Origin of the sequence: Bradyrhizobium sp. SZCCHNRI3052, assembly GCF_032484895.1 — a bacterium.
GTDB lineage: Bacteria > Pseudomonadota > Alphaproteobacteria > Rhizobiales > Xanthobacteraceae > Bradyrhizobium.
The window spans coordinates 283,805-306,832 of record NZ_JAUETW010000007.1 but is presented as its reverse complement, the minus strand read 5'-3'; the positions used below and the strand labels follow the sequence as shown (position 1 = coordinate 306,832).

The following is a 23,028-nucleotide window of genomic DNA, read 5'->3' as shown; positions in this document are numbered from 1 at the left end:
AACAACTAATAAGATGTAAGGAGGAGTCGTGGCCGGCGTCCATCCATGGCCACAATGCGAGCGACGGCAAAATCGTGATCGGGAAACTCTCGGTCACGGAACGACCCCTGTCACGTCTCAGTCGTGAATTCTTCAGGGCAGCACGACGAGTCTTGCGAATGCGTAGCATCATCATGCGCAAAGCGGACGAATGTGTGGTGCTTCCCGGCCGACGCGGAATGCACGCTCGTCCGGGGCGGCATCGTCATGACGTGTAGTAGATCGCCAACTTCAGCGCGGGATCGTCGTTGGACTGGAAGGTCGCGTATCGCAGCCTCACGCGGCCCTTCTTCGGATGCTCGAGCAGCTTCTCGCCCGCAGCAAGCGCATTGACGTCGTGCGCCGCCCACAAGCCATCGAACTCGCGGCTGCCACGCCGCAGCCGCGCGATCAGATCGACGAAGGCGGGATCGCCCGCCCACAGATCATAGGTCGCGCGAAACTGCGCGACCATGCGCTGTGCCAGCTCCTTCCATTGCGCGCCGAACAGCCGGCGCACGCCGGGCTTGCACAGCATCAGCACCAACGTGTTGCGCTCATCGTCGGCGAGTTGCGAGAAGCCGAAGATCTCGTCCGCCGCCGCATTCCAGGTCAGCACATCCCATCGCCGTCCGGAGATGTAGGCCGGCTGGTTCAGACTCTGCACGAGCTCGCGCAGCCGGACCGGCACCTGCTCGCGCACGAACGGCTTGCGCGCAGGATCGCGCACCAGCGCCTTGAGATGAGCATGCTCGGTTCGGCTCAGGCGCAGGGCGCGCGCCAGCGCATCGATGGTGGATGAGGACGGCTTCACCGCACGGCCCTGCTCGATTCGGATGTACCAGTCGACGCCGATGCCAGCGAGCTCGGCCACTTCCTCCCGCCGCAGCCCGGCGGTCCGTCGCCGCCGCCCGGCCGCGAGGCCGACCGCTTGCGGCGTCAGCTTCTCGCGCCGCGAGCGCAGGAAGTTTCCGAGTTCGGCATGTCTTGGATCACTCATCTCCGAGATCACTCATGGTTCGCCCCCGATGGCGGTGCGCCCAGCCTGGGCTTCTTCAATCCTAGGATAATACCAGGCCTTCTTGCGCGTAGGATAGACCGGCAGACTGGTGCCTCGCCATCGCGAAAATGGAGAAGATCATGAAGGCCGCAGTGCTCAAACGATTTGGATCGCCGCTCGAGATCGAGCATGTCGAAGACCCCGTGCTCGGCACCGGCGAGGTGATCGTCGACATCGCCGCAGCCGGCGTGCTGTCCTATGCGAATGAAGTGTTCAGCGGAGAACGCAAATATCTGCTGGAACTGCCGGTCATCCCGGGAACGAGCGGCATCGGCAGGGTCAGCGCGCTCGGCCCCGATGCCACGCATCTTGCGATTGGCGACTGGGTGTTCTGCGATCCGACGGTGCGCTCACGTGACAATGCGCTCGCCCCCGACATAACCCTGCAAGGCCTGAGCGCGCGCGGACCGGGCGGGCTCAAGCTACAACGGCATTTCCGGCACGGCTCGTTCGCCGAGCGCATGCGGCTGCCAACGGAGAACGCCAAGCCGATCGGTGTCATCGATGCCCGCGACGCGGCGCGGTGGTGCGCGCTCGGCACCCTGCTCGTGCCCTATGGCGGCTTTCTTGCCGCCAATCTGCAGGCGGGCGAGACCGTGCTGGTCAGCGGCGCCACCGGCAGGTTCGGCAGCGCCGCAGTCGCGGTGGCGCTCGCCATGGGCGCCGCTGCGGTCGTGGCGCCCGGTCGCAACGAGGCCATGCTGGCCGAGCTCCAGCGCCGGTTCGGCGCACGCATCCATCCAGTCAGGCTGTCGGGCCATGAAAGCGAGGACACCGAGCGCATGAAGCGCGCCGCGCCCGGCCCGATCGACTGCGTGCTCGACATCATGCCGCCCTCCGTCACGACCAATGTCGTGCGGACCGCCGTGATGACCGTACGCCCCTATGGGCGCGTGGTGTTGATGGGCGGAGTCGGCATGCTCGGCGGCCCCGGGCTCGAGCTGCCCTATCCCTGGATCATGCGCGACTGCATCACCATCCGCGGCGTTTGGATGTGCCCGCCGACAGCGACAGTGAAGATGGTGGGACTGATCAGGGCCGGACTGCTCGACCTCGCGCAGTTCGAGCCGACCTGTTTCGACCTCGACCATGCCAACGACGCGGTCGCCCATGCCGCCGTCCATCGCGAGCCGTTCAAGATGACGGTGATCAGGCCCTGACTGCGGCCGGACTCAGTCGAGCTCGACGACCTTGCCGCCGACGATGGAGACGCGCCGGTCCATGCGGCCGGCCAGCTCCATGTTGTGGGTCGCGATCAGCATCGCGACCCGCGTGGCCTTCACGAGCTGCATCAGCGCGTGAAAGACGTGATCGGCGGTGCCAGGATCGAGATTGCCGGTCGGCTCGTCCGCCAGCAGCGCACGCGGCGCATTGGCGACCGCACGCGCGATCGCGACGCGTTGCTGCTCGCCGCCGGAGAGCTCGGCCGGGCGGTGCTTGATGCGCTCGCCGAGCCCGAGATAAGCCAGGATCTCGGTCGCCCGCTTCACCGTCTCGGACCGTTTCAAGCCGCGGATCATTTGCGGCAGCATCACGTTCTCCAGCGCCGTGAACTCCGGCAGCAGCCGGTGCGACTGGTAGACGAAACCGATGTCGGTCCTGCGCATCTGGGTGCGCTCGATGTCGGTCAACTGCGACGTCGGCACGCCCCCGACATAGACCTCGCCCTCGTCGGGACTCTCCAGGAGACCCGCGATGTGCAGCAATGTCGACTTGCCCGAGCCCGACGGCGCCACCAACGCCACCGACTGACCGGCCCACAGCGCCAGCTTGGCGCCGTCCAGAATGGTCAGCTGCTGCTCACCCTGCATGTACCGCCGCTTGATCTCGTGGAGATAAACGACCGGCACATCCTCGGCCCCCTGCTCGTCCATCAGCGCCTCACTCGTAGCGAAGCGCTTCGACCGGGTCTAATCGGGCCGCGCGCCAGGATGGATACAGCGTAGCCAGGAAAGACAGGGTCAAGGCCATGATCAGAACGGCCGCAGTCTCGCCGGCATCGATCTCAGCCGGCAGCTTCGACAGGAAATAGAGTTCATTGGGAAACAGATCGGTGCTCGTCAGCCAGGACAAAAACTTCCTGATCGAATCGATGTTCATCGAGATCAGGAGGCCGACGACGAATCCGGTGAGCGTGCCGACCACCCCGATCGAGGCGCCGGTGATCAGGAATATCCGCATGATCGCCCCCTGCGAAGCCCCCATGGTCCGCAGCACGGCGATGTCCTGGCCCTTGTCCTTGACCAGCATGATCAGTCCCGAAACGATGTTGAGCGCGGCGACCAGCACGATCAAGGTCAGGATCAGGAACATCACGTTACGCTCGACCTGCAGCGCATTGAAGAAGGTCGAGTTACGCTGGCGCCAGTCGACGAGAAAGATCGGGCGGCCGGCCGCCTCGGTGACCGTCTTGCGAAACTCCTCCACCTTGTCGGGATTGCTGGTGAAGATCTCGATCGCGGTGACGTCGTTGTTGCGGTTGAAATAGGCCTGCGCCTCGGCCAGCGGCATGAAGACGAAGCTGGCGTCGTATTCCGACATGCCGATCTCGAACACCGCCGCGATCTTGTAGGGCTTGATGCGCGGCGTGGTGCCCATCGGCGTCACGGCGCCCTTCGGGGCGACCAGGGTGATGCTGTCACCGGCATGCAGCGACAATTGGTCCGCGAGCCGGCGGCCGATCGCGACGCCCTGGCCTTCGTCGAAACCTTCCAGCGAACCCTGCTTGATGTTCTTGGCGATCGACGTCAGGTTCGTGAGGTCCTGCGCGCGAATGCCGCGGATGAACACGCCTGACGCATTGAATGGCGACGAGCCCAGACCCTGTCCGTCAACCACCGGCGCGGCAAGTCGGATGCCCTGCACCTGCGCGATCCGCTCGGAGACGTCCTTCCAGTCGGTGAGCGGCGACTCCAGCGGCTGCACCAGCAGATGCCCGTTCAGACCGAGGATCTTGTCGAGCAGCTCCTTGCGGAAGCCGTTCATCACCGCCATCACGATGATCAGGGTGGCGACGCCCAGCATGATGCCGAGGAAGGAGAACCCCGCGATGACGGAGATGAACCCTTCCCTGCGGCGCGCGCGCAGATAGCGCCCCGACAGCATCCACTCGAAGGGAGCGAAGGGGGTGGTGGTCTGCACCGGTTCGGTCATGGCGTCATCCATTGTGCGATCATCCCATGATTCGGGCCGAATGTGGCCGGATTGGCCTGAAGGGGACGGGCAGCCCCGGTGGATAATCCGATGATCGAACGCGCGTCTCAGCCAGCCAATGTCCCGCCGCCGAGCCGTGCCACGACGTCCGCGGGGGACATCATCTGGCGGGCGCCGTCGCTGCGGGTCTTCACCTCGACCTTGCCCTCGGCGAGGCTCTTGGGGCCAACCATGATCTGCCAGGGGATGCCGATGAGGTCCGCCGTGGCGAACTTGCCGCCGGCACGCTGCTCGGTGTCGTCGTAGAGCACGTCGACCCCCTTGGCCAGGAGATCGCGATAGAGCTGCTCGCAGGCAGCATCGGTGTCGGAGCCGCCCTGCTTCAGGTTGAGGATCACGGCGCGGAACGGAGCGACCTCCTCCGGCCATCTGATGCCGGCGTCGTCGTGACAGGCCTCGATGATCGCACCAGCCAGCCGTGACACGCCGACGCCATAGGAGCCGCCGTGGATGGCCACCTCCGCCCCATCGGGGCCCGCGACCAGCGCCTTCATCGGCTCGGAATATTTGGTGCCGAAATAGAAGATCTGGCCGACCTCGATGCCGCGGGTATGGACCCGCCGCTCAGCCGGCACCTCGGCTTCGAAGCGGGCGGCGTCATGGACGTCCTCGGTCGCCGCATAGAGCGACGTCCATTGCTTGATGATCGGCGTCAGGTCGCCGTCATAATCGACGGACGCCGGCGGGATCGGCAGGTCGAGCACGTCGCGGTCGCAGTAGACGCCGGATTCACCGGTCTCCGCGAGCACGATGAATTCGTGGCTGAGATCGCCGCCGATCGGACCGGTCTCGGCGCGCATCGGGATGCCCTTCAGGCCCATCCGCGCGAAGGTGCGCAAGTACGCGACGAACATCCTGTTGTAGGCGCGCCGCGCGCCGGCCTCGTCGAGGTCGAACGAATAGGCGTCCTTCATCAGGAACTCGCGGCCGCGCATCACGCCGAAGCGGGGACGCTGCTCGTCGCGGAATTTCCATTGGATATGATAGAGATTGAGCGGCAGGTTGCGGTAGGACTTCACATAGGCACGGAAGATTTCCGTGATCATTTCCTCGTTGGTCGGCCCGTACAGCAACTCACGCTTGTGGCGGTCGCTGATACGCAGCATCTCCGGGCCATAGGCATCGTAGCGGCCGCTCTCGCGCCAGAGGTCGGCGAGCTGCAATGTCGGCATCAGCAGTTCCAGCGCTCCGGCGCGGTTCTGCTCCTCGCGCACGATCTGCTCGATCTTCTTCAGCACCTTGAAGCCCAGCGGCAGCCAGGCATAGATGCCGGCCGCCTCCTGCCGCAGCATGCCGGCGCGCAGCATCAACCGGTGCGAGACGATCTCGGCTTCCTTCGGATTTTCTTTCAGAATGGGCAGGAAAAACCGCGACAGACGCATGGGCGAGGCCTTCGAGATTCGGTTCGGGCTGGCGCAGTCAAACCGGATCAGGCGGCAAAACACAAGGCTGGGTTTGAAAAAAGGCGGCTAAGCCGCCGGATTCCCAATCAATTTACCGGTTCCGCTGAAGTGGAGGATGAACGGCGCACGTCGCCGTGATGAGGCTCGCGCAGGGCGACCGGGCAAGATCCCCGCGCCCCGGCCGTCTTAGTGCCCCCGCCCCTGTTCCGAGGACCATTTGTCGAGATCGCCGATCTCGGCGCTGCCTTCGATGGTCGAGACCGCGCCCTCGCGGGTCACGAGTATCGTGCGCGGGATATCACCCTGCCAGGACGGATCGATCTCGAACCGGAGACGCTCGACATATCCGTCGTTGAAGATGAAGTTCTCCGCCGTGGTGAGTCCGGCCTTGTCCAGCATGGCCTGGGTCGCAGCGTTCAGGTTCGGCACCAAATCGGCGCTGACGGTGACCACGTCGATCTCGGGATGATCGGACATGAACTTGCCGAGCTGCGGCAGCTCGAGCTTGCAGGGGCCGCAGGTGACGCCCCAGAAATGGATCAGCGTCGGACGACCCGCATGGGTCCGCAGCACCTCGCGCCAGGTGCCGCGCTCGAACGGCTTGAGCGATGGCGGTGCTGCGGTGCTCGACGCCGTCAAGGCGACGAAGCCAAAGATCGCAAGGGCGGCGAATGCGCGTTTCATGACTCATCTCCGATCGGCTGCAACCGATAGCCATCCGACTTGGTCATCCAGGACAGGAAGATCTGCCTGCCACGGGCGACCAGCAGCGGGTGATCCGACGCATTGTCCGTGCTGGCAAGGGCGCGCGGCTTCGACCACGTCTCGCCATCGTCCCGCGATTGCATTCCCATCACCGTGGTGCGCTCGCCGTCGAACTCCTTCCACACCAGCGTCGTGCTGTCCTGGGTCGCGAGCACATAGGGTCGCGTCGGATTGCGGTCGGTCTGGCCGATCGCCATGGGTTCCGAGAACGTCCGGCCACCGTCGCGCGAATGCGCGTAGAACAGCCCCTTGCGAACCTTGCCGCTTGTGAACCAGGCGACATGATAGGTGCCCGCCGGCGACACGGTCAGGCTCGGCCCCTGATGCGGGCAGGCCTTGATCTGCCAATCATCGGTGCTGACCCGGTGGACCTCGCCGGGGGTGCCGAGGTCGCTGAACGTGACCACCGCATGGTCGCGCACGCTGCCTTCGAAGATGTTGCGGAACATCACCACCGGACGTCCCGGCCCCGCGAAGGCAACGCCGAGCCGGCAACATTCGCAGGTGTTGTCCTGGGCCAGCGTCGCTTCGGCATAGGTGGCGCCGCCATCGCGCGATGATGAGAAGAACAATCCCGCGCCCTCGTAGGCGCGCCCGGCGGCCTTCGCCGGCACCCGGTTGCGCTTGTCGAGCCACGCCACGAAGACGGTGCCGTCCTGGTCCAGTGCCAGCGCCTCGAAGCGCTGGCTTTCGTTGTTCGACGTGATGGGACGAGGCGCCGCGAAGCTTTTGCCGCCATCCTCCGACCGGGAGTACAGCACCTGCCCGTTGAACGCCTGGTCGCGGAAGATCGAGAACGCCACCGCTATGACGCCTTTGCCGTCGACCACCAGCTTCGGACGGGCATCGGGCCCCCAGTCGAGATTGAGCTGCTGCTCGGTGACCGGTACGGCGGCGGAATACGTTTTCCCGCCGTCGGTCGAGCTCGCCACCGACACCCGGCCTCCGGCCATCCAGACGAGCCAGAGCTTGCCGTCTTCAGCGAAGAACGGCGTCACTTTGGTGGCGCATCGGAGCTCGGTGCCCTCGCATGCCGCGTCCGATCCGTGCTGATGTGCCATCTGGGCCTGTACGGACAGCGGCCACATCAGGGCCATGGCGAGTCCGACGACGCAGCCTCGAAGCGATGGCGTCCTTGTCATGCTGTGCCTCATCGGAATGCCACCTTCATGCCAGCGACGAAGGCGCGCGGTGAGCCGGCATAGATCGAGCCAGTGGTATTGGCCAGAACGCTGGCGGGATTTTGAACGCCTGCAGACGTGACCGAGTTCGCGATATTGTTGGCCGACGCAATATAGGTGCGGTCGAACACGTTCCTGACCTCGAAGAAGACGTTGAGCGACTTGAAGGCCTCGGACGCAAGCTCGGTCCTGTAATGGACGTTCAGGTTGACCAGCTCGTAGCCGGGCGCCCTGAGCAGGTTCGCGTTGTCCATATAGAAGGAATCCTTCCATTGGACCTCGACGAAGGCACCCAGCCCTGCAAGCCTTCCGCTGGCGTGATCATACCCCAGCCGGGCCGTCAGCTCGTTCGGGGAAATCCCTGGAATCTTGTTGCCGGCGCGGTTGAAGCGGAAGACCGTGCCGTTTGTCAGGTTCTCCGTATAGTCGGTGTAGATCTCGTCGAGATAGGTGTAGGCGGCCGTGAAGCGCCAGCCGGGCAGGAATTTCCAGTCGGCGGCCAGCTCGACGCCGCGATGCTCCGAGCGCGGGGCATTGAACGCATAGGTCACGCCGACAACCGGCGTTGCCTGGTTGACGATCTCGTTGCGGAAGAATTCGTAGAAGCCGGTTGCGCTCAGGGTGACCGACTTGTTGGGAGTCCAGTCAAAGCCCAAATCGTAGCCGAGATTGCTTTGCGAGGCGAGATTGGTGTTGTTTCCGGCTGTGCCGCTCGGGAGCACAAACAGGTTCGAGACCTGCGGCGTGCCATATCCCGATGCGACGCGCGCCCGCACCAGCCAGTCGCTGTTCACCTTGTAGAGCAGCGCAAACTCGGGCGCGAGATTGTCGAACTGCCGGTCCGCGGTCGTGAGCGTCGTCCCGGTCCCCCCTGCATAGGTGTATGCCGTGTTCACGCCGCGCAGATGGGTGCGCTCCCAGCCGAGACCGGCCACCGCGGTCAAGGCCGACGTCAGCTTGAGCTCCTCGCGCGCCCGCACGCCGAAATTCGTCGTCTCGCTCAGAAGGTTGGTCGACAAGCGGCCGAGCGTGCCGTTGCCGCCCGGCATGACGTTGAACGTGTCTCCGGACGCGGTGAGCGTATTGTAGAAGGCGCCGAAGAAGCTGGTCGATTCCAGGCCGAAGATCTCGCCCCGCCGGGTGATGTCGCTCATGTAGTTGTAGGACGGATAGTCGCCGACCGCGCTGGTCGACCCGGTCGGCTGGCTGATGTTGCGGTCATCGAACACGAACTGATTGCGCCAGGTCGTGTTGTTGTCGAAATCGTGCTCCCAGCGCCCGCCGACGATGGTGCGGCGGTCGTTGCGGCCGAGCCCGGCCTGCAGCGCCGTCTCTTTGTCCGTTCCAGCCGAGTTGTTGAACCCGTTGTTGAACAACGTGACGCTGCCGCAGCCCGCGGCAGCTGTCGTCCATGTCGCGCAGCCCTGCTGATAGGGATTCTGATAGTACTGATTCAGCGACGACCGGATCGGCAGCCGCGTGAACAGGTCGTTGTTGATGATCTTGACGGTGAAGCGGTCGTCGGGCGTCGCCTTGTAGGTGCCGAGGAAGTTGACGGTCTGGGTGTTGAACCAGCTGTTGCCGAGATAGCCGTCGCCGCGGACGTCGCTGGTGAACAACGAGCCCTCGAAGTTGCCGACCTTCTTGCCGAACGTCATGTAGTTGCTGAGATAGCCGAAGCTGCCGCCTTCGCTGCCGATCTCGGCACCGTCGATGCTGCCGCCCGGGCGGGTGCGGAAATTGATCGCGCCTCCGGTCGCATAGTTGCCGTAGAGCGCCGAGGAGGGTCCGCGGATCATGTCGACCGCGCCATAGGCGTGGGGATCGATCAGGTCGCTGCGCGACAGCCCGTCCGGCTGGGTGACTGGAAATCCGTCCTCGAACAGCACGATGTTGCGGATGCCGAAGCCGTTGCGGGCATTGGAGCCGCGGATCGAGATGCCAAGGTCGCGCGGTCCGTTGCCCTGCTTGAGCGAGACGCCGGGGCTCTCGCGCAGGATGTCGCCGACGGAAAACGCAGGCCGGTCATCGTAGCGGCTGCGGTCGATCGTGGTCGCGGTCTGGCCGGTCGGCGACTGGTTGAGCTGGCTGCGGGCGGCGCCGGCACCCGAGGCTGGATCGGACACCGCTCCTCCCTGTCCGGAGTTGCTGGCCACGGATGCGGCAGCCGGCTTTGGCGCGCGCGTGCGGACGAACGTTGCCTGCGTGACCGGCTTGCGCACGGCCCGTTGTGGTGCGGCACGCGGCGCGTCGACGGTGACGGACGGCAATTCCTTCTCGGTCTCGGCGCGCGCGATCGTGGACGATTGCAGCAGCAAGAGCTGCAGGGCGAGCACGCTCACACCACCCAGGGCATGACGACGGAACATGTTTGACTTCCCCGATGCCGGCTCTGCACGGCCGGTCTTCCTGATTCAAAACGGATCGGCGCGCGGCTGCGGCCGATGACGATTTCTGTCCTCAGGAGAGGGAGGGAGGTCCTCTTGGTTGCGCCTGTGCCCGGGCAAGCAGATGAACGAGGCGGAGCTCGCGCGCCGTCCAGACGATGGACGCCGTCAGACGCAGCGGAGCCGCATCGAACGGCGCGGGCGGCGCATCGAGCGCCGAGGCGGCGTGCAGCACGCAGCACATGACGCAGTCAAGGCCGCAGGCGGTGCGGTCGGTATCGCCACCAGGGGGCGCCGCATCCGTCTCGGCATGACAGATCGCCATTCCGCCGAACGGATCGGCCGTCGCGATCGTCGCGGCGCTCAGGGCGGACGCCGCCACTGGCGCCAGCACCTGCAACAGCATTGCTAGCAGCACGACCGGCAGATATCGGCCAAGCTTCTGACGGACATTGGCAGGACGTCGGGCACGGTCAGCCGCCACCAGCCGGCTCGCGCGCGAACCGGCTGTCATGGCGGCGTTCAACACCCGTTGCTTCATCCGGCCCTCCGTCGGAGTCGCGGGGCGCCCGGCCTACATCTTCATGCCGGAATGATCGTGCTGCTTCATCATGCTGCCGCCCTCTCCGCCCGGCCCCTTGGCGCCGACCGCCTGCACCTCGAGCGTCACGGACACCTTGCCGGCCTTCTCGAACTCCAGCGTGACCGGCAGCTTGTCGCCCTGCTTCAGCGGGCTCTTCAGATCCATCAGCATCAGGTGATAGCCGCCCGGCGCCAGCGCGACGGTCTTGCCCGGCTCAATCGTGACTCCCTTGTCGAGCGGACGCATGGTCATCACACCGTTGGTGACGGCCATCTCGTGAATCTCGACCCGCCCGGCGACAGCGCCGGTCACCGCGACGAGGCGGTCCGGCGCGCTGCCCTTGTTCTCGATGGTCAGATAGCCGGCGCCCGTCTTGGCGCCACCCGGCGTGGCGCGGCTCCATGGCTGGGTGATGACGAGGTCACCGGCCTTCACGTCCGCGGCGAAGGCGGCAGAAGATCCTCCCAACAGGAGAGCGAATGCGAGCAGAGAGCGTCCGGGGAAGGTCATGTCGTTATCCTTTTCTTGGCGGCGATGCGCCAGCTTGATCGATTGGCGCGTGTCCGCACGGCTAGGGCCGAGCAGACAACGCAGGTCGTAATCTTGCGATTTGGGAGATGAGGGCCGCACAGCGGCCAGCGCGTCACGCTGCGGGCGGAGCCCTTGCCTGCGCGTTTGAGAAGGCCTTGGTCATCCGGCCGGCCGGATCACCGGCCCGCCACACGACCTCGCCCGAATCCCGTTGCGGCGTGGCGATGACGTACAGCTCCGGCCCATCCAGGGTGACCGGCTGCGCCAGGCAGCACAGCGAACAGCCGTGGAGCGCGGGCTTGGCCGGCGACTCGTCGTCCACCGACTGGGAACCGGGCTGGCTGTGGCAGATTTCGAGGCCGTGCAAGGGATCAGCCACGGCTGACGCGGCCGCCCAGGCAACGCCGATCGGCGCCAGGATCTGCACCATCAGTGCGATCAGCATGATCGGGAGAAACGCCTGCAGCCGCTGCCGCATGAAAGCCTGCCAAATGAACTGAATTGTTGTGCCCGAGCGAACGCCCGGAGTCGAGGTCGCCCAGGGCACAGTCAGCACATTTCGCCAGCGGTCGTTGATTAAGAACAATCCGCTACGCCCGGATGGGCCTTCGCGGGACGCCAGCCTCCAAGGTAATCCAGCACCTATCGCGAGAAGACTCGAAAACAAAACTCGTCAATTGCAAGCACTTACCGATCATTTCAGGAAGTGCGCGAAATTTGAACAATCGTTGCCGAAAAGGATGACAAACGCAAAAAGATCGTCTACGAATTCGGGCCTCAGGCTATCGCTTGCGGAAGTCTGGTGGTCCAAGTCTCGGGAGGAGCCCTGGCGCGCAACAAGCAGCGTCACCCCGCTTAACAAGATCAAATCTGAACTTGCGGGATATCTAAAGGGTCGACACAATTTCCGAGCAGGGCCCGCTGCCCTGCTCTATTTTTTTGGCAGTCGTCGCAGCGCGCCACAATATTTCCCGCTGACGGTATCGCGGGCCGCATGAACGCTGTCTGAACACGCAATCACCTCAGGCCATCGCAGCCGTCGCAAAGCACGACAACGGAGCGCACCACCGCGCCTTGGTCCTCGGCCATGGCAGTGTCACCGACAGCGGTTCGCGGCCAGTCGCGGTCCAGCGCAACGAACCATCGCCGATCGTGAGGATGCCCGCCGCTTCGGCTGGATCGCCCGAGATGAACGTCTCTGTCAGCGACTGCAAGGTCAGATGCGGTGTGCCATCGACCGTTGTCAGCGTATTCCAATGAACATGGCCGGCGAGCCCGACGATCGGGCACGGCGCATCCGCGATCGCCGCGCGGATCGCGTCGGTCTCGGCATAGGCCGCGTGTCCCGGATTGGCTTCGAAGTAGTAGTTGCCGGTCTGAGCATGTCCTGACAACGGCACGTGGCTGACGAGCAAGGTCGGCCGGTCATCCTGAGCGAGCAGCTGGACCAGCGCGTCGAGATCGCCCGCGGACAGGCGAAAGCCGCGCGTCCGAGTCAGACTCACGTCGGGCTGCCAGAACACACATCTGACATCGCCGACGATCAGCGCGCGCGACCCGCTCGGACGATCGAGGATCGCTTCATTGTCGGCGAGGCTGAGCAATGCGACATCATGATTGCCACTGACGTGATGATGCGTCGATGCCAACTTCGCGAAGCACATCGCGACATCGCTTTGCAGCAGCCGATCGCGCTCGGGATCTTCGTCAGAAATCCGGTCGCCGAGATCGATGACCGCATCGATGTCTTCGGCGTTCACTTCCGTGACGAAGCGCTCGAGCAATTGCAGCGCCACCGATCCCCGCTTCGTGGGCGTATCCCGGCCGTGATGGATGTCGGCGATCACGGCGATGCGCGTCGTTGCCAAAGGCTCTCTCCCAAAACTGCGCTGCCGCGTACCACGGGCGCATCACGGTTTTCTGACATCGCGCGTGCAGCGCGAAGGTCGCTCGGTGCAACGCACAACATCCGGCTGTGGCGTGATCAATGGGGTTGTGAAACACTGCTGCTCTCGGCGGCGCGATCAATGACGCCGCCGGACAACGATGGGACAGGGAGCACGGGATGTCCGGCACTAAGAAAACGTCCACGACGAGGCGCGATCTTCTCCAGGCGGCGACTGCCGCGGGCTCTGCGGCGGCCCTTCTCGCCGGCTTTGGCATCACTCCGGCGATGGCCGCCGAGATGGGCCGCTCCGAAAAGCCGCTCAAGGCAGCCTTCTCCAATGCCGGCTTGCAGGCGACCTGGTGCGCCCAGGGCAAGCAGGCCGCGGAATGGTGGGGCAAGCTGCTCAATGTCGAGGTGACCTGGTTCGACGGCCAGCTCGATGCGGTGAAGCAGCGCGCCGCGATCGACAACATGGCGTCCCAGAAGTGGGACTTCGTCGCGATCCAGGCGTTCGGCATCGGAACCCTGACTCAGCCGGTGCAGAAGATGATCGATGCCGGCATTCCCGTGATCGACATGGACACGCTGATCGCGCCGCTCGATCAGATCAACGTCCACTCCTTCCTCGCACCCGACAACGAGTTCATGGGCGCATCGGTCACGCAGGCTCTGGCGACTGCGATGGGCGGCAAGGGCAAGATCATCATGACGCAGGGCGCGCTCGGCCACACCGGCGCGCAGGGCCGCGCCAAGGGCTTCAACTCGGTGATCAAGCAGTTCCCGAACATCGAGGTGCTGGACACGCAGCCGGCCGACTGGGACGTGTCGAAGGCGGCACGGCTGTGGGAGACCTATCTCACGAAATATCCGCAGATCGACGCGGCGTTCTTCCACAATGACGACATGGCCCTCGCCGCCTACAACATCATGAAGGCGCGCAACCGCACCAACATCCTGATCGGCGGTGTCGACGCCATGCCGCCGGCGATCCAGGCCGTCAGCGAGGGTCGCATGTTCGCGACCGTGCGCAATCCGTCCTGCCGCATTCATGGCGGCGCGATCGTCGCGGGCGTCGCCGCGGTCACCGCCGGCGAAAAGAGCGGCCAGGGCATTCCGAAGCACGTCATCACCGACGGGCCCGTCGTGACCAAGGCCAATGCCGCCGGCATGCAATGGATGGAGGATCACTTCCTGATCTGAAGTCCCTCCCCATGTCGAACAGCCGCCCGCCTCTTCTGGAATTGCAGGACATCACCAAGTCGTTCGGCGGCGTCACCGCGTTGCGCGGCGTCGACTTCACTCTTCGCCCCGGCGAGATCCATGGTCTCGTCGGGGAGAACGGCGCCGGCAAGAGCACGCTGATGAAGATCATCGCCGGCGTGCACACCGGGTTCTCCGGCCGTTTCCTGCTCGACGGCCGCGAGGTTCATTTCAACTCCGTGCGGGACGCCCGCGCGGCCGGCATCGCGATGGTGCATCAGGAACTCAGCGTCGCGCCGGACCTCACCGTGGCCGAGAACGTGTTTCTCGGCAACCAGCCGACCAATGCGCTGGGCATCGTGCAGTGGCGTCGCATGGCACGCGAGGCCGCCGAGCAGCTCAAGCGGCTCGGCATCGACGCCGATCCGATGAGCCGGCTGGGAGATCTGCCGATCGGCGTTCAGCAGCTGATCGAGATCGCGCGGGTGCTGTTCTCCGGCGCGCGCATCATCATCCTGGACGAGCCGACCTCGGCGCTGTCGCCGCCCGAGGTCGAGCGGCTGTTCGCGGCGTTGCGCAAGCTGCGCGAGCAGGGCACCGGGATCGTCTTCATCTCACACTTCATCGAGGACATCCTGCTGATCTCCGACGAGGTCACGGTGTTCCGCAACGGCCGCAAGATCATGGAGACGCGGGCCGCCGACACCAGCAAGGCCGCGCTGATCGAGGCCATGATCGGCAAGGGACGCGATGCGCTGGAGGACAGCTACACCCACGACATCACCCTGCCCGCGCCGACCGCCGACAAGCCCGTGGTCGTCGAAGCCGATGGCCTGTCGCTGGCGCGCAATCTGAAGCGCGTCTCGTTCGCCGTGCGCGCCGGCGAGGTGCTCGGCATCTACGGCTTCATGGGCTGCGGCCAGCTCGAGCTGGCGCGCATCCTGTTCGGCAAGCTTGCGCCCGACGCCGGCGAGCTGCGCGTATCAGGCCAGCGCAACCGCTTCAAGAGCACGGCGGATGCGCGCCGCGCCGGCATCGCCTTCGTGCCGGAGAGCCGGCGCGACATGCTGTTCCTGCAGGAGCCCGTCTACAAGAACATCTCGATCAGCATCCTCGACCGCATCAACGCCGTGCTGCTGAAGCCGGTACACGAACGCGCGCTGGCGAAGCGCCAGGTCGAGCAGTTGCAGATCAGGCCCGCGGATGTCGAGATCGACCTCGGCCTGCTCTCCGGCGGCAACCAGCAGAAGGTCGCGCTGGCCAAATGGCTGAGCCATCCGCCGCGGCTGCTCGTGCTGTGCGAGCCGACCCGCGGTATGGATGTCGGCGCCAAGAGCGACGTCATCGGAATCGTGCGGAAGCTGCGCGACCAGGGCATCGCCGTGATCGTGCTCTCGACCGAGCCGGAGACGGTGCTGTCGCTGGCGGACCGCGTCATCGTGCTCAAGCGCGGCGAGGTCGTGCGCGAATTTGCCGGCGAAACCATCAGCAAAGACCGTCTGCTCGAGGCGGCGTAGGGAGATTGTCATGGCGCATGGCGAGACCGTTCCGATGCCGGAGGCGCCGTCGCGGCGCGCAGGCGGGGTCGCATCGCTGCTGCGCTCGCAGATGCGCAACATCGCGCCGTTCCTGACCTTGATCTTCCTCACGGCGTTCTTCGCGATCGCGAGTCCGTCCTTCGCCACGCTCGACAACGTCGGTAACATCCTGACCCAGGTGTCGGTCACCGGCATCATCGCGGTCGGCCTCACCTTCGTGATCCTGTGCGCCGAGATCGACCTGTCGATCGCCGCCATCGCCAACGTGACCGGCATCGCCGTTGCCTACTTCACGATGCAGGAGTCCTACGTCAACATCGCCAACGTGCCGATGCCCGGCTTTGTCGCCATCCTGCTCGCGCTGGCGCTGTGCGCGTTGCTCGGCCTGGTCAACGCCTTCGGCCTGACCGTGATCGGCATTCCCTCCTTCATCATGACGCTCGCGATGATGCAGATCGCCGCCGGCATCTCGGCGATGCTGGTGCGCGGCCAGATCGCCTACAAGGTTCCCCCCATCATCACGACGCTCGGCTCCAGCTCCGTAGCGGGGGTGCCCTGGATCGTGATCGTGGCCGCCCTGATGCTGTTGCTCGGTCACCTCGTGCTGACCTACACGCGGTTCGGCCGCTACGTCTACATGGTCGGCGGCAACCGCGAGGCGGCGGAGTATTCGGGGCTGAACGTCAAGCTGATCCTCGGCAGCGTGATGGTGATCTCAGCCGTCTGCTCGGGGATCGGCGGCATGCTCGGCGTGGCGCATTTCGGCAGCGCGCAGCAGAACGAGTTCGACACCTACCTGCTGGACTCGATCGCCGCTGTCGTGGTCGGCGGCACCAGCCTGTTCGGCGGCCGCGGCGGCATCGGCAACACCATCGTCGGCCTGTTTGTGCTCGGCGTGCTCAACAACGGCCTCGACCACGTCAACATCGACAGTTTCCTGAAGATCCTGATCCGCGGCCTGATCCTGCTCGCCGCCCTGGTGATCAACGTCTATGCCCAGCGGCTGCGGGCGAAGGCGGCGGATTGAGCGTGCTGCGACGCGCGCTGCCGTAGCCCGGAAGCGACATCCGGGATCACACGAGAGCCGTATCGGAAAACCCGGATGTCGCTTCGCTCATCCGGGCTACGAGCTCTTCCGCAACGTTGCGAGCGCAGCTCGCTCCTCATAACGACGTAGAAGGCCGAGGCGACGGAATTAAAGCCCCGGCTGCCAGTGGCGCAACTCGCGGGCAGCCCGCGTCACCGCCCCGATCGTCGTGAACGTCGTCGTCTCCACCATCAGCGTCCGTGCCAACCGCAGTGCCCGCACCTCGCAGGTCGCGCGCCGCTTGGCGTCCTCGATCAGTTCGAAATCGATGTTGTGCGCGAGGCCGAGGATGCGACGAATGATCTTGGCCGCAGTGAAACCGATGGCGTCCTGGAACAATCTCGCCACGTAGGCCTGACGCTCGGTCTCCAGGCGCGCGGCGCCCGCTTCACCCGGAAACAGTGACCGCGGATACGCATCGCCGGTCGCCTCGCTGCGCCACAGCGCCAGGAACTTGTCCGCGAAACCGGACCAGACCTCATCGACTGCCGCCAGCACCCATCCCTCGAAGTGGTCCCGCTCGCCCGCCCGCTGCTCGTGTCCCTCGGACGCAAAATAGGCCATCAGCAGATTGGCGAGGACCGCACCGACGTCGAATCCCATCGGACCGTAGAAGGCGAATTCGGGGTCGATCACCTTGGTCTCGGTGTCCGTCACCATGATCGACCCGGTGTGCAGGTCGCCATGGATCAGCGCCTCGGCACACGACAGGAATTTCAGCTTGAGCCTGGAGATCGCGACGTGCAGATCGAGATCGGCGCGAATGTCGGCCGCGGTCGCGTCGAGCCACGGTGACGTCCAGCGGTTTTGCTCGGCGATGCGATAGGGGTCGGTGAAGATCAAATCCTCGGTGATCTTGCACAGCGCATGATTGCCGGCAAAGCTTGCGATCGCCTCCTTCTTCTCGGCGGCAGACAGCGCGAGGTCGGACGAGAAGAACAGCGTCCGCGCCATGAAGGTCGTGATGTGATCGACGAAGGCCGGAGAGGTTGTGCCCGCGACCAACCCCTTGCGCATGATGATGTGCGGCTCCAGCAGCTCCATCGCCGTCAGCGCCAGCGCCGGATCATGATGAACGATGGCCGGCACGAGGCCGGGGGCAAGGCGGTTCTGATGCGTCAGCGCCAGATGCTCATAGTGGGCGCGTGACAGCGGCAGCGGCCAGCTCTCGCCGACCAGCCGCACGTAAGGCAGCGCCTGCTTCACCGCGAGACCGCCGGACGATCCCTTGACGATGAAGACCAGATTGAGGTTGCCATCGCCGACCTCGGTGATTGACCAGCGCTCGGCCGGTCCGCCGAGTTGCCCTGCAACTGAAGGGATCCCCGCGAGATAGTTTCGAAGATCAACCTCGTTCAGAATGCGATAGCCCGATTGCGTCCCGTTCCGGGCCTCGGCCGATGTCATCACGCGCAACCTCCCTGTCGGTCTTGTTTTGACCTCCTATAGCAAAAAAGCCGACGCACGTCCGCGCATCGGCTTCGAGAGAACGTTGTGCGATGCGAGCGGGGCTAGAACGGAATCCCCATCAGCCGCGAAAGCCGCTCAACGCTGAGATAGCCGGCCTGATAGGCCACGAGTGACAGGGCGAAGATCGCGGCCGACAGCAGCGTCGTCCAGATCAGGCGCCGCCCCATTCGGCTGATCGTCGGCGCACCGGGGTCGGTGCCTAGCGGGCCTCCGCCGGACTCGTGCTGGCTGCGGATGCCGAACGGCAGGGTCACGAACAGCGTGACCCACCACATCACGAAGTAGATCGCGAGCCAGGTGGAGATCGTATAGGCCATGGTCGCCCCGCTGCCTCAGGCCTGCTCGATCTCGACGAGCGCGCCGGAAAAATCCTTCGGATGCAGGAACAGAACCGGCTTGCCATGCGCGCCGATCTTCGGCTGGCCGTCGCCGAGCACGCGGGCACCCTCCTTGATCAGGGTGTCGCGCGAGGCGATGATGTCGGCCACCTCGTAGCAGACGTGATGGATGCCGCCGTCCGCGTTGCGCTCGAGGAATTTGGCGATCGGTGACGCCTCGCCCAGCGGCTGGATGAACTCGATCTTGGTGTTGGGCAGAGTGACGAACACCGTGATCACGCCATGCTCCGGCAGCGGTACCGCCGCCGAAATCTCAGCACCGAATGCCGCGCCATAAATCCTGGCGGCCTTTTCGGCGTCCTTGACCGCGATGGCGACGTGGTTGAGCCGGCCCAGCATGACATCCTCCACTTCTTCTTTTTGAACGGCCGTTCAGCAGGCCCGCGTCAGACTTCCAACACATGGACGAGACAGATCGGCTTCTTGCCCCACTGCTCATTGACCGCCGAACGCACGGCCCGCCGGACGGATTCTGCCGCTGCGTCAGAATCGCGCCGACGCGCCCGCGGCAGACCTTCGAAGGTGGAAACGACAGCATCGAAGACGATGTCGTCCATCTCCTCGCCCGCCGCATTCTTCTCGGGGATGCCGACCATGTCGACCTCGGGATCGTCGGCCAGCTCGCCCTTCTCGGTGATGGCAAGCGCCACGAAGATGCAGCCGGCAAAGGCCATCTTGCGACGCTCGACCACGGCGCGCGACTTCGAATCCTCGACGATGCTGCCGTCCTTGTAGAGCCGCCCCGCCGGCAGTTGGTCGATGATCCCGGGATCACCGGGGCCGAGCTTGACGAGGTCGCCATTGCGGCAGGTGATGACCTTGGGCACGCCGCAGGCGCGCGCCAGCCTCGCGTGCTCGTGCAGATGCAGCGCCTCGCCATGCACGGGGATCAGGAGCTGCGGCCGCGTCCACGCGATCATGTCACGCAGCTCGTCGCGGCGCGGATGGCCGGAGACATGGACGAGATGGTTGCGGTCGGTGATGATCTCGATGCCCTGCTGCACCAGCCCGTTGATGACGGCGCCGACCGCCTTCTCGTTGCCGGGGATGGTGCGCGACGAGAAGATGACGGTGTCGCCCTTGTTCAAGGTGACCAGCGGATGATCGTCATTGGCGATGCGCGAGAGCGCGGCGCGCGGCTCGCCCTGGCTGCCGGTGCAGAGCGCGAGCACCTTGTCGGCCGGGAAATGGCCGTAGAGATCCATGCCGCGGAAGTTCTGCACGCCGTCGAGATAACCGGTCTCACGCGCGACCTGGACCACGCGTTCCATGGCACGGCCGACGATGACGACCTCGCGCTCGGCCTCGCGCGCCGCTTCGGCAACGGCGCGGATACGCGCGACGTTGGAGGCGAAGGTGGTCACGGCCACGCGGCCCTTTGCTTCCTTCACCAAAGCCGCGATCGTCTTGGCAACCTCGGCCTCGGACGGCGAGCGTCCCTCGCGCACGGCATTGGTGGAATCGCCGATCAGTGCGAGCAATCCGGCATCACCGAGCTCGCGCAGCCGCTTCTCGTCGGTCGGCGCGCCCAGCACCGGCGTCGGATCGATCTTCCAGTCGCCGGTATGCAGGACAGTGCCGACCTCGGTGTGGATCGCCAGCGCGTGCGATTCAGGGATCGAATGCGCGACCGGAATGAACTCGACGTTGAACGGACCGATGTCGACGCGGCCGCCGGAGGGGATCACCTTGACCGGGATCTTGGCTGGCAGGCGCTCGGCCTCGCACTTGGCCTCGAACAGTGCGGCGCTGAACTTGGTCGCGTAGATCGGGCATTTCAGCCGCGGCCACAGGTCTATGATCGCGCCGAAATGATCCTCATGCGCGTGGGTCAGCACGAGGCCGACGAGATTGTTGCGCTCCTTCTCCAGGAAAGCGACGTCGGGCATGATCAGGTCGATGCCCGGCAGATGCTCCTCGTCGCCGAAGGAGACGCCAAGATCGATCGCGAGCCACGAGCGCTGGTGGCGATTGCCGAGCCCGTAGATCGACAGGTTCATGCCGATCTCGCCGACACCTCCGAGCGGCGCAAATGTCAGTTCGTCGGGACGTGCCATCTAGACCGCTCCTTTGGATGCGACCGAGCCGAAATGAACATCACCGGCCGTGATCGGCTCCAATCGTCCCTCCGCGGTCCGCACCAGCATACAACCCTGTTCGTCGATCGTGTCGAAAATCCCCTCGATGATAGCATGTCCGGACCTGATGGCGACCGGCTGGCCGAGGCCTGCGGCGCGCTCGAGCCAGAGTTTCCGGATGTCACCGAAGCCCCGTCCCTCGTTCCAGATGCCGAAATACTCGACCCAGGCATCCGACAGCGCCGAGAACAGGTCCTCGGCGGTCACCTGGATGCCGAGGTCCGCCAACGACACCGCCGGTGTCGGGGTATCCAGCGGCGCCGCGACCACGTTGGTTCCAATACCGGCAACCACCGCAAGCCCTTGAGCCACCTGCTCCGCCTCGAGCAGCATGCCGACGATCTTGCGGCCGTCAGCCAGCACGTCGTTGGGCCATTTCAGCGCGAATGACGCGCGTGCTCCGGACCGCAGCGCGGCCTCGATGCTCACCTGGCGCAACGCGCTCTCGATGGAGAGACCGGCGGCGAAGCCGAGTGTGGCTGCGATCGCAGGAGCCACGTTCAGCACTTCCAGCACGCTCGAGGCCAGATTGCCGCGCGGGGCGATCCACGGGCGCTGGCGCCGGCCGCGCCCGGCCGTCTGCTCAGATGTGACAAACCAGCACGGCGCCTTGCCGCCCTCTCGGGCCGACTTCAGCGCCTCGACATTGGTTGAGCCGGTCTGGTCGAACGTGACGAGTCGGTAGCCAGCCTTGTCAGCCTGGGACCCTAGCGCAAACGTCATCTAGAACAGCGACTTCGCCGCGGCCGCGGCCGCGCTGACCAGCGGGCCGGGATAGGCGAAGAACAGGATGTTGAAGACGCCGGAGATCGCGAGCACCGTGCGCAGCTCGATACGGACCGGATCGAGCGTCGGCAGCGGCTCGTCGAAATACATCGTCTTGACGATCAGGAGATAATAGTAGGCGCCGACCACGCTGGTGAGCACGCCGATCACCGACAGCGTGAACAGCCCGGCCTTGATGGCAGCGACGAAGACGTACCATTTGGCGAAGAAGCCCGCGAGCGGCGGCACGCCGGCCAGCGAGAACAGCAGCATCGCGAAGAAGAAGGCAAGCAGCGGATTGGTGCGCGACAGCCCCGAGAAGTCGCTGATCTTCTCGAACGACTGGCCGTTGCGCTTGATCGCCATGATCACGGCGAACGAGCCGAGCGTCATCGCGACATAGATCGCGATGTAGGTCAGCACGCCCTGCGCGCCCTCGACCGTACCGGCGGCGAGACCGACCAGCGCGAAGCCCATGTGGCCGATCGACGAATAGGCCATCAGGCGCTTGATGTTGGTCTGGCCGATCGCGGCGAACGAGCCGAGCGCCATCGAGGCGATCGAGACGAACACGATGATCTGCTGCCACTGGAAGGTGATGCCGGGAAACGCCGTCAGCGCGACGCGCGCGAACACGGCCATCGCCGCGACCTTGGGCGCGGAGGCGAAGAACGCCGTCACCGGCGTCGGCGCGCCTTCATAGACGTCCGGCGTCCACATGTGGAACGGCACCGCCGAGACCTTGAAGCACATGCCGGCGAACAGGAAGACGAGGCCGAAAATGATGCCGACGCTGCCGGTCTTCGTCGCCGCTGCGATCCCGGCAAAGCTCACCGTGCCGGTGAAGCCGTAGATCAGCGAGGCGCCGTAGAGCAGCATGCCGGAGGACAGCGCGCCCAGCACGAAGTACTTCAGGCCTGCCTCTGTCGACTTGACGTTGTCGCGATGGCTGGCCGCGACGACGTAGAGCGCGAGCGACATCAGTTCGAGGCCGAGGTAGAGCGTGATCAGGTCGCCGGCCGAGATCAGCACCAGCATGCCCAAGGTCGAGAGCAGCACGAGGATCGCATATTCGAAGATGCGACGATCGGGCTTCGACAGGAACTCCGCCGACATGATCAGGGTCGCGATCGAACCGATCAGCGCCAGGATCTTCAGGAAGCGCGCATAGCTGTCAGCGATGAAGCTGCCGCCGAAGGCCTGGCCGCCCGGCTGCCTGAGCACGAGGATGCCGACCACGATCAGCAGAGCGACCGCCAACCAGGTGACGAGCCCCGTCGTCTCCTGCCCGCGAAACGCGCCCAGCATCAACAGCGCCATGGCCCCCACGGCCAACAGCAGCTCCGGCAGCACCACCCAAAGCTGAGGCCCAAGATTCTCGATCATCGTCTGTGTCCCGACCC

21 protein-coding genes are annotated in these 23,028 nt (G+C 65.0%); 4 read left to right on the top strand and 17 right to left on the bottom strand.

Annotated elements, in window-relative coordinates:
* Positions 1–244 precede the first annotated feature (244 nt).
* A complete protein-coding gene (locus tag QW887_RS20960; RefSeq protein WP_316175258.1) occupies positions 245–1,018 on the bottom strand; it encodes a helix-turn-helix transcriptional regulator in 774 nt (257 codons plus the stop codon).
* Positions 1,019–1,158: 140 nt separating this feature from the next.
* On the opposite strand from QW887_RS20960, the gene QW887_RS20955 reads away from it, so the two are divergent.
* Positions 1,159–2,238 carry a zinc-binding alcohol dehydrogenase family protein gene (locus tag QW887_RS20955; protein WP_316175256.1) on the top strand — a complete coding sequence of 360 codons (1,080 nt, stop codon included), beginning with the start codon at positions 1,159–1,161 and terminating at the stop codon, positions 2,236–2,238.
* Positions 2,239–2,250: 12 nt separating this feature from the next.
* Here QW887_RS20955 and QW887_RS20950 read toward each other — a convergent pair whose 3' ends face one another.
* The 10 genes from QW887_RS20950 to QW887_RS20905 form a co-directional block, all read right to left on the bottom strand.
* Complete coding sequence (locus QW887_RS20950; protein WP_231324716.1) at positions 2,251–2,952, bottom strand: ABC transporter ATP-binding protein; 702 nt, start codon at positions 2,950–2,952, stop codon at positions 2,251–2,253.
* Positions 2,953–2,959: 7 nt separating this feature from the next.
* A complete protein-coding gene (locus QW887_RS20945) occupies positions 2,960–4,243 on the bottom strand; it encodes a lipoprotein-releasing ABC transporter permease subunit (RefSeq protein ID WP_315711581.1) in 1,284 nt (427 codons plus the stop codon).
* Positions 4,244–4,338: 95 nt separating this feature from the next.
* The gene (gene proS / locus QW887_RS20940) at positions 4,339–5,673 is read right to left on the bottom strand and encodes a proline--tRNA ligase (protein WP_316175254.1); all 1,335 of its coding nucleotides are present in this window, start codon (positions 5,671–5,673) and stop codon (positions 4,339–4,341) included.
* 207 nt (positions 5,674–5,880) lie between these two features.
* Positions 5,881–6,378 (bottom strand): TlpA disulfide reductase family protein, encoded by a 498-nt coding sequence (locus QW887_RS20935; RefSeq protein ID WP_316185783.1) that lies wholly within the window; start codon positions 6,376–6,378, stop codon positions 5,881–5,883.
* The gene (locus tag QW887_RS20930; protein WP_410052615.1) at positions 6,375–7,601 is read right to left on the bottom strand and encodes a sialidase family protein; all 1,227 of its coding nucleotides are present in this window, start codon (positions 7,599–7,601) and stop codon (positions 6,375–6,377) included. The genes QW887_RS20935 and QW887_RS20930 overlap by 4 nt, the downstream gene beginning before the upstream one ends.
* Positions 7,602–7,609: 8 nt before the next feature.
* On the bottom strand, positions 7,610–10,009 hold the full coding sequence (locus QW887_RS20925; RefSeq protein ID WP_316194913.1) for a TonB-dependent receptor: 2,400 nt from the start codon (positions 10,007–10,009) through the stop codon (positions 7,610–7,612).
* Between the two features lie 91 nt (positions 10,010–10,100).
* Positions 10,101–10,568: a DUF2946 family protein gene (locus tag QW887_RS20920; protein WP_316194911.1), complete on the bottom strand. Its 468-nt coding sequence runs from the start codon at positions 10,566–10,568 to the stop codon at positions 10,101–10,103.
* Positions 10,569–10,601: 33 nt separating this feature from the next.
* Positions 10,602–11,120 carry a copper chaperone PCu(A)C gene (locus QW887_RS20915; protein ID WP_316194909.1) on the bottom strand — a complete coding sequence of 173 codons (519 nt, stop codon included), beginning with the start codon at positions 11,118–11,120 and terminating at the stop codon, positions 10,602–10,604.
* Positions 11,121–11,253: 133 nt separating this feature from the next.
* Complete coding sequence (locus QW887_RS20910) at positions 11,254–11,619, bottom strand: DUF2946 family protein (RefSeq protein ID WP_316194907.1); 366 nt, start codon at positions 11,617–11,619, stop codon at positions 11,254–11,256.
* A 544-nt stretch (positions 11,620–12,163) separates the two neighbouring features.
* Positions 12,164–13,009: a metallophosphoesterase family protein gene (locus QW887_RS20905; RefSeq protein ID WP_316194905.1), complete on the bottom strand. Its 846-nt coding sequence runs from the start codon at positions 13,007–13,009 to the stop codon at positions 12,164–12,166.
* A gap of 197 nt (positions 13,010–13,206) precedes the next feature.
* Between QW887_RS20905 and QW887_RS20900 the strand changes: the two genes are divergently transcribed.
* Genes QW887_RS20900 through QW887_RS20890 form a run of 3 tightly spaced genes read left to right on the top strand, consistent with a single transcriptional unit; the run spans position 13,207 to position 16,794 of the window.
* Complete coding sequence (locus QW887_RS20900) at positions 13,207–14,229, top strand: sugar ABC transporter substrate-binding protein (RefSeq protein WP_315827164.1); 1,023 nt, start codon at positions 13,207–13,209, stop codon at positions 14,227–14,229.
* Positions 14,230–14,240: 11 nt separating this feature from the next.
* Complete coding sequence (locus QW887_RS20895; RefSeq protein ID WP_316194903.1) at positions 14,241–15,746, top strand: sugar ABC transporter ATP-binding protein; 1,506 nt, start codon at positions 14,241–14,243, stop codon at positions 15,744–15,746.
* A 10-nt stretch (positions 15,747–15,756) separates the two neighbouring features.
* Positions 15,757–16,794, top strand: coding sequence for an ABC transporter permease (locus QW887_RS20890; protein ID WP_315711566.1), 1,038 nt, complete (start codon positions 15,757–15,759; stop codon positions 16,792–16,794).
* 168 nt (positions 16,795–16,962) lie between these two features.
* Here the strand turns inward: QW887_RS20890 and mtnK are convergent, their stop codons facing one another.
* From mtnK to nuoN, 6 genes are all read right to left on the bottom strand, one after another.
* The gene (gene mtnK, locus QW887_RS20885) at positions 16,963–18,264 is read right to left on the bottom strand and encodes an S-methyl-5-thioribose kinase (protein WP_410052614.1); all 1,302 of its coding nucleotides are present in this window, start codon (positions 18,262–18,264) and stop codon (positions 16,963–16,965) included.
* 101 nt (positions 18,265–18,365) lie between these two features.
* The gene (locus tag QW887_RS20880) at positions 18,366–18,641 is read right to left on the bottom strand and encodes a DUF1467 family protein (RefSeq protein ID WP_315711565.1); all 276 of its coding nucleotides are present in this window, start codon (positions 18,639–18,641) and stop codon (positions 18,366–18,368) included.
* A gap of 15 nt (positions 18,642–18,656) precedes the next feature.
* Positions 18,657–19,061 carry a methylmalonyl-CoA epimerase gene (gene mce / locus QW887_RS20875; RefSeq protein WP_315711564.1) on the bottom strand — a complete coding sequence of 135 codons (405 nt, stop codon included), beginning with the start codon at positions 19,059–19,061 and terminating at the stop codon, positions 18,657–18,659.
* A gap of 47 nt (positions 19,062–19,108) precedes the next feature.
* Complete coding sequence (locus QW887_RS20870) at positions 19,109–20,779, bottom strand: ribonuclease J (RefSeq protein WP_315711563.1); 1,671 nt, start codon at positions 20,777–20,779, stop codon at positions 19,109–19,111.
* Positions 20,780–21,583, bottom strand: coding sequence for a biotin--[acetyl-CoA-carboxylase] ligase (locus QW887_RS20865; protein WP_315711562.1), 804 nt, complete (start codon positions 21,581–21,583; stop codon positions 20,780–20,782).
* Complete coding sequence (nuoN, locus tag QW887_RS20860) at positions 21,584–23,011, bottom strand: NADH-quinone oxidoreductase subunit NuoN (RefSeq protein ID WP_315711561.1); 1,428 nt, start codon at positions 23,009–23,011, stop codon at positions 21,584–21,586.
* Between the last annotated feature and the right edge of the window lie 17 nt (positions 23,012–23,028).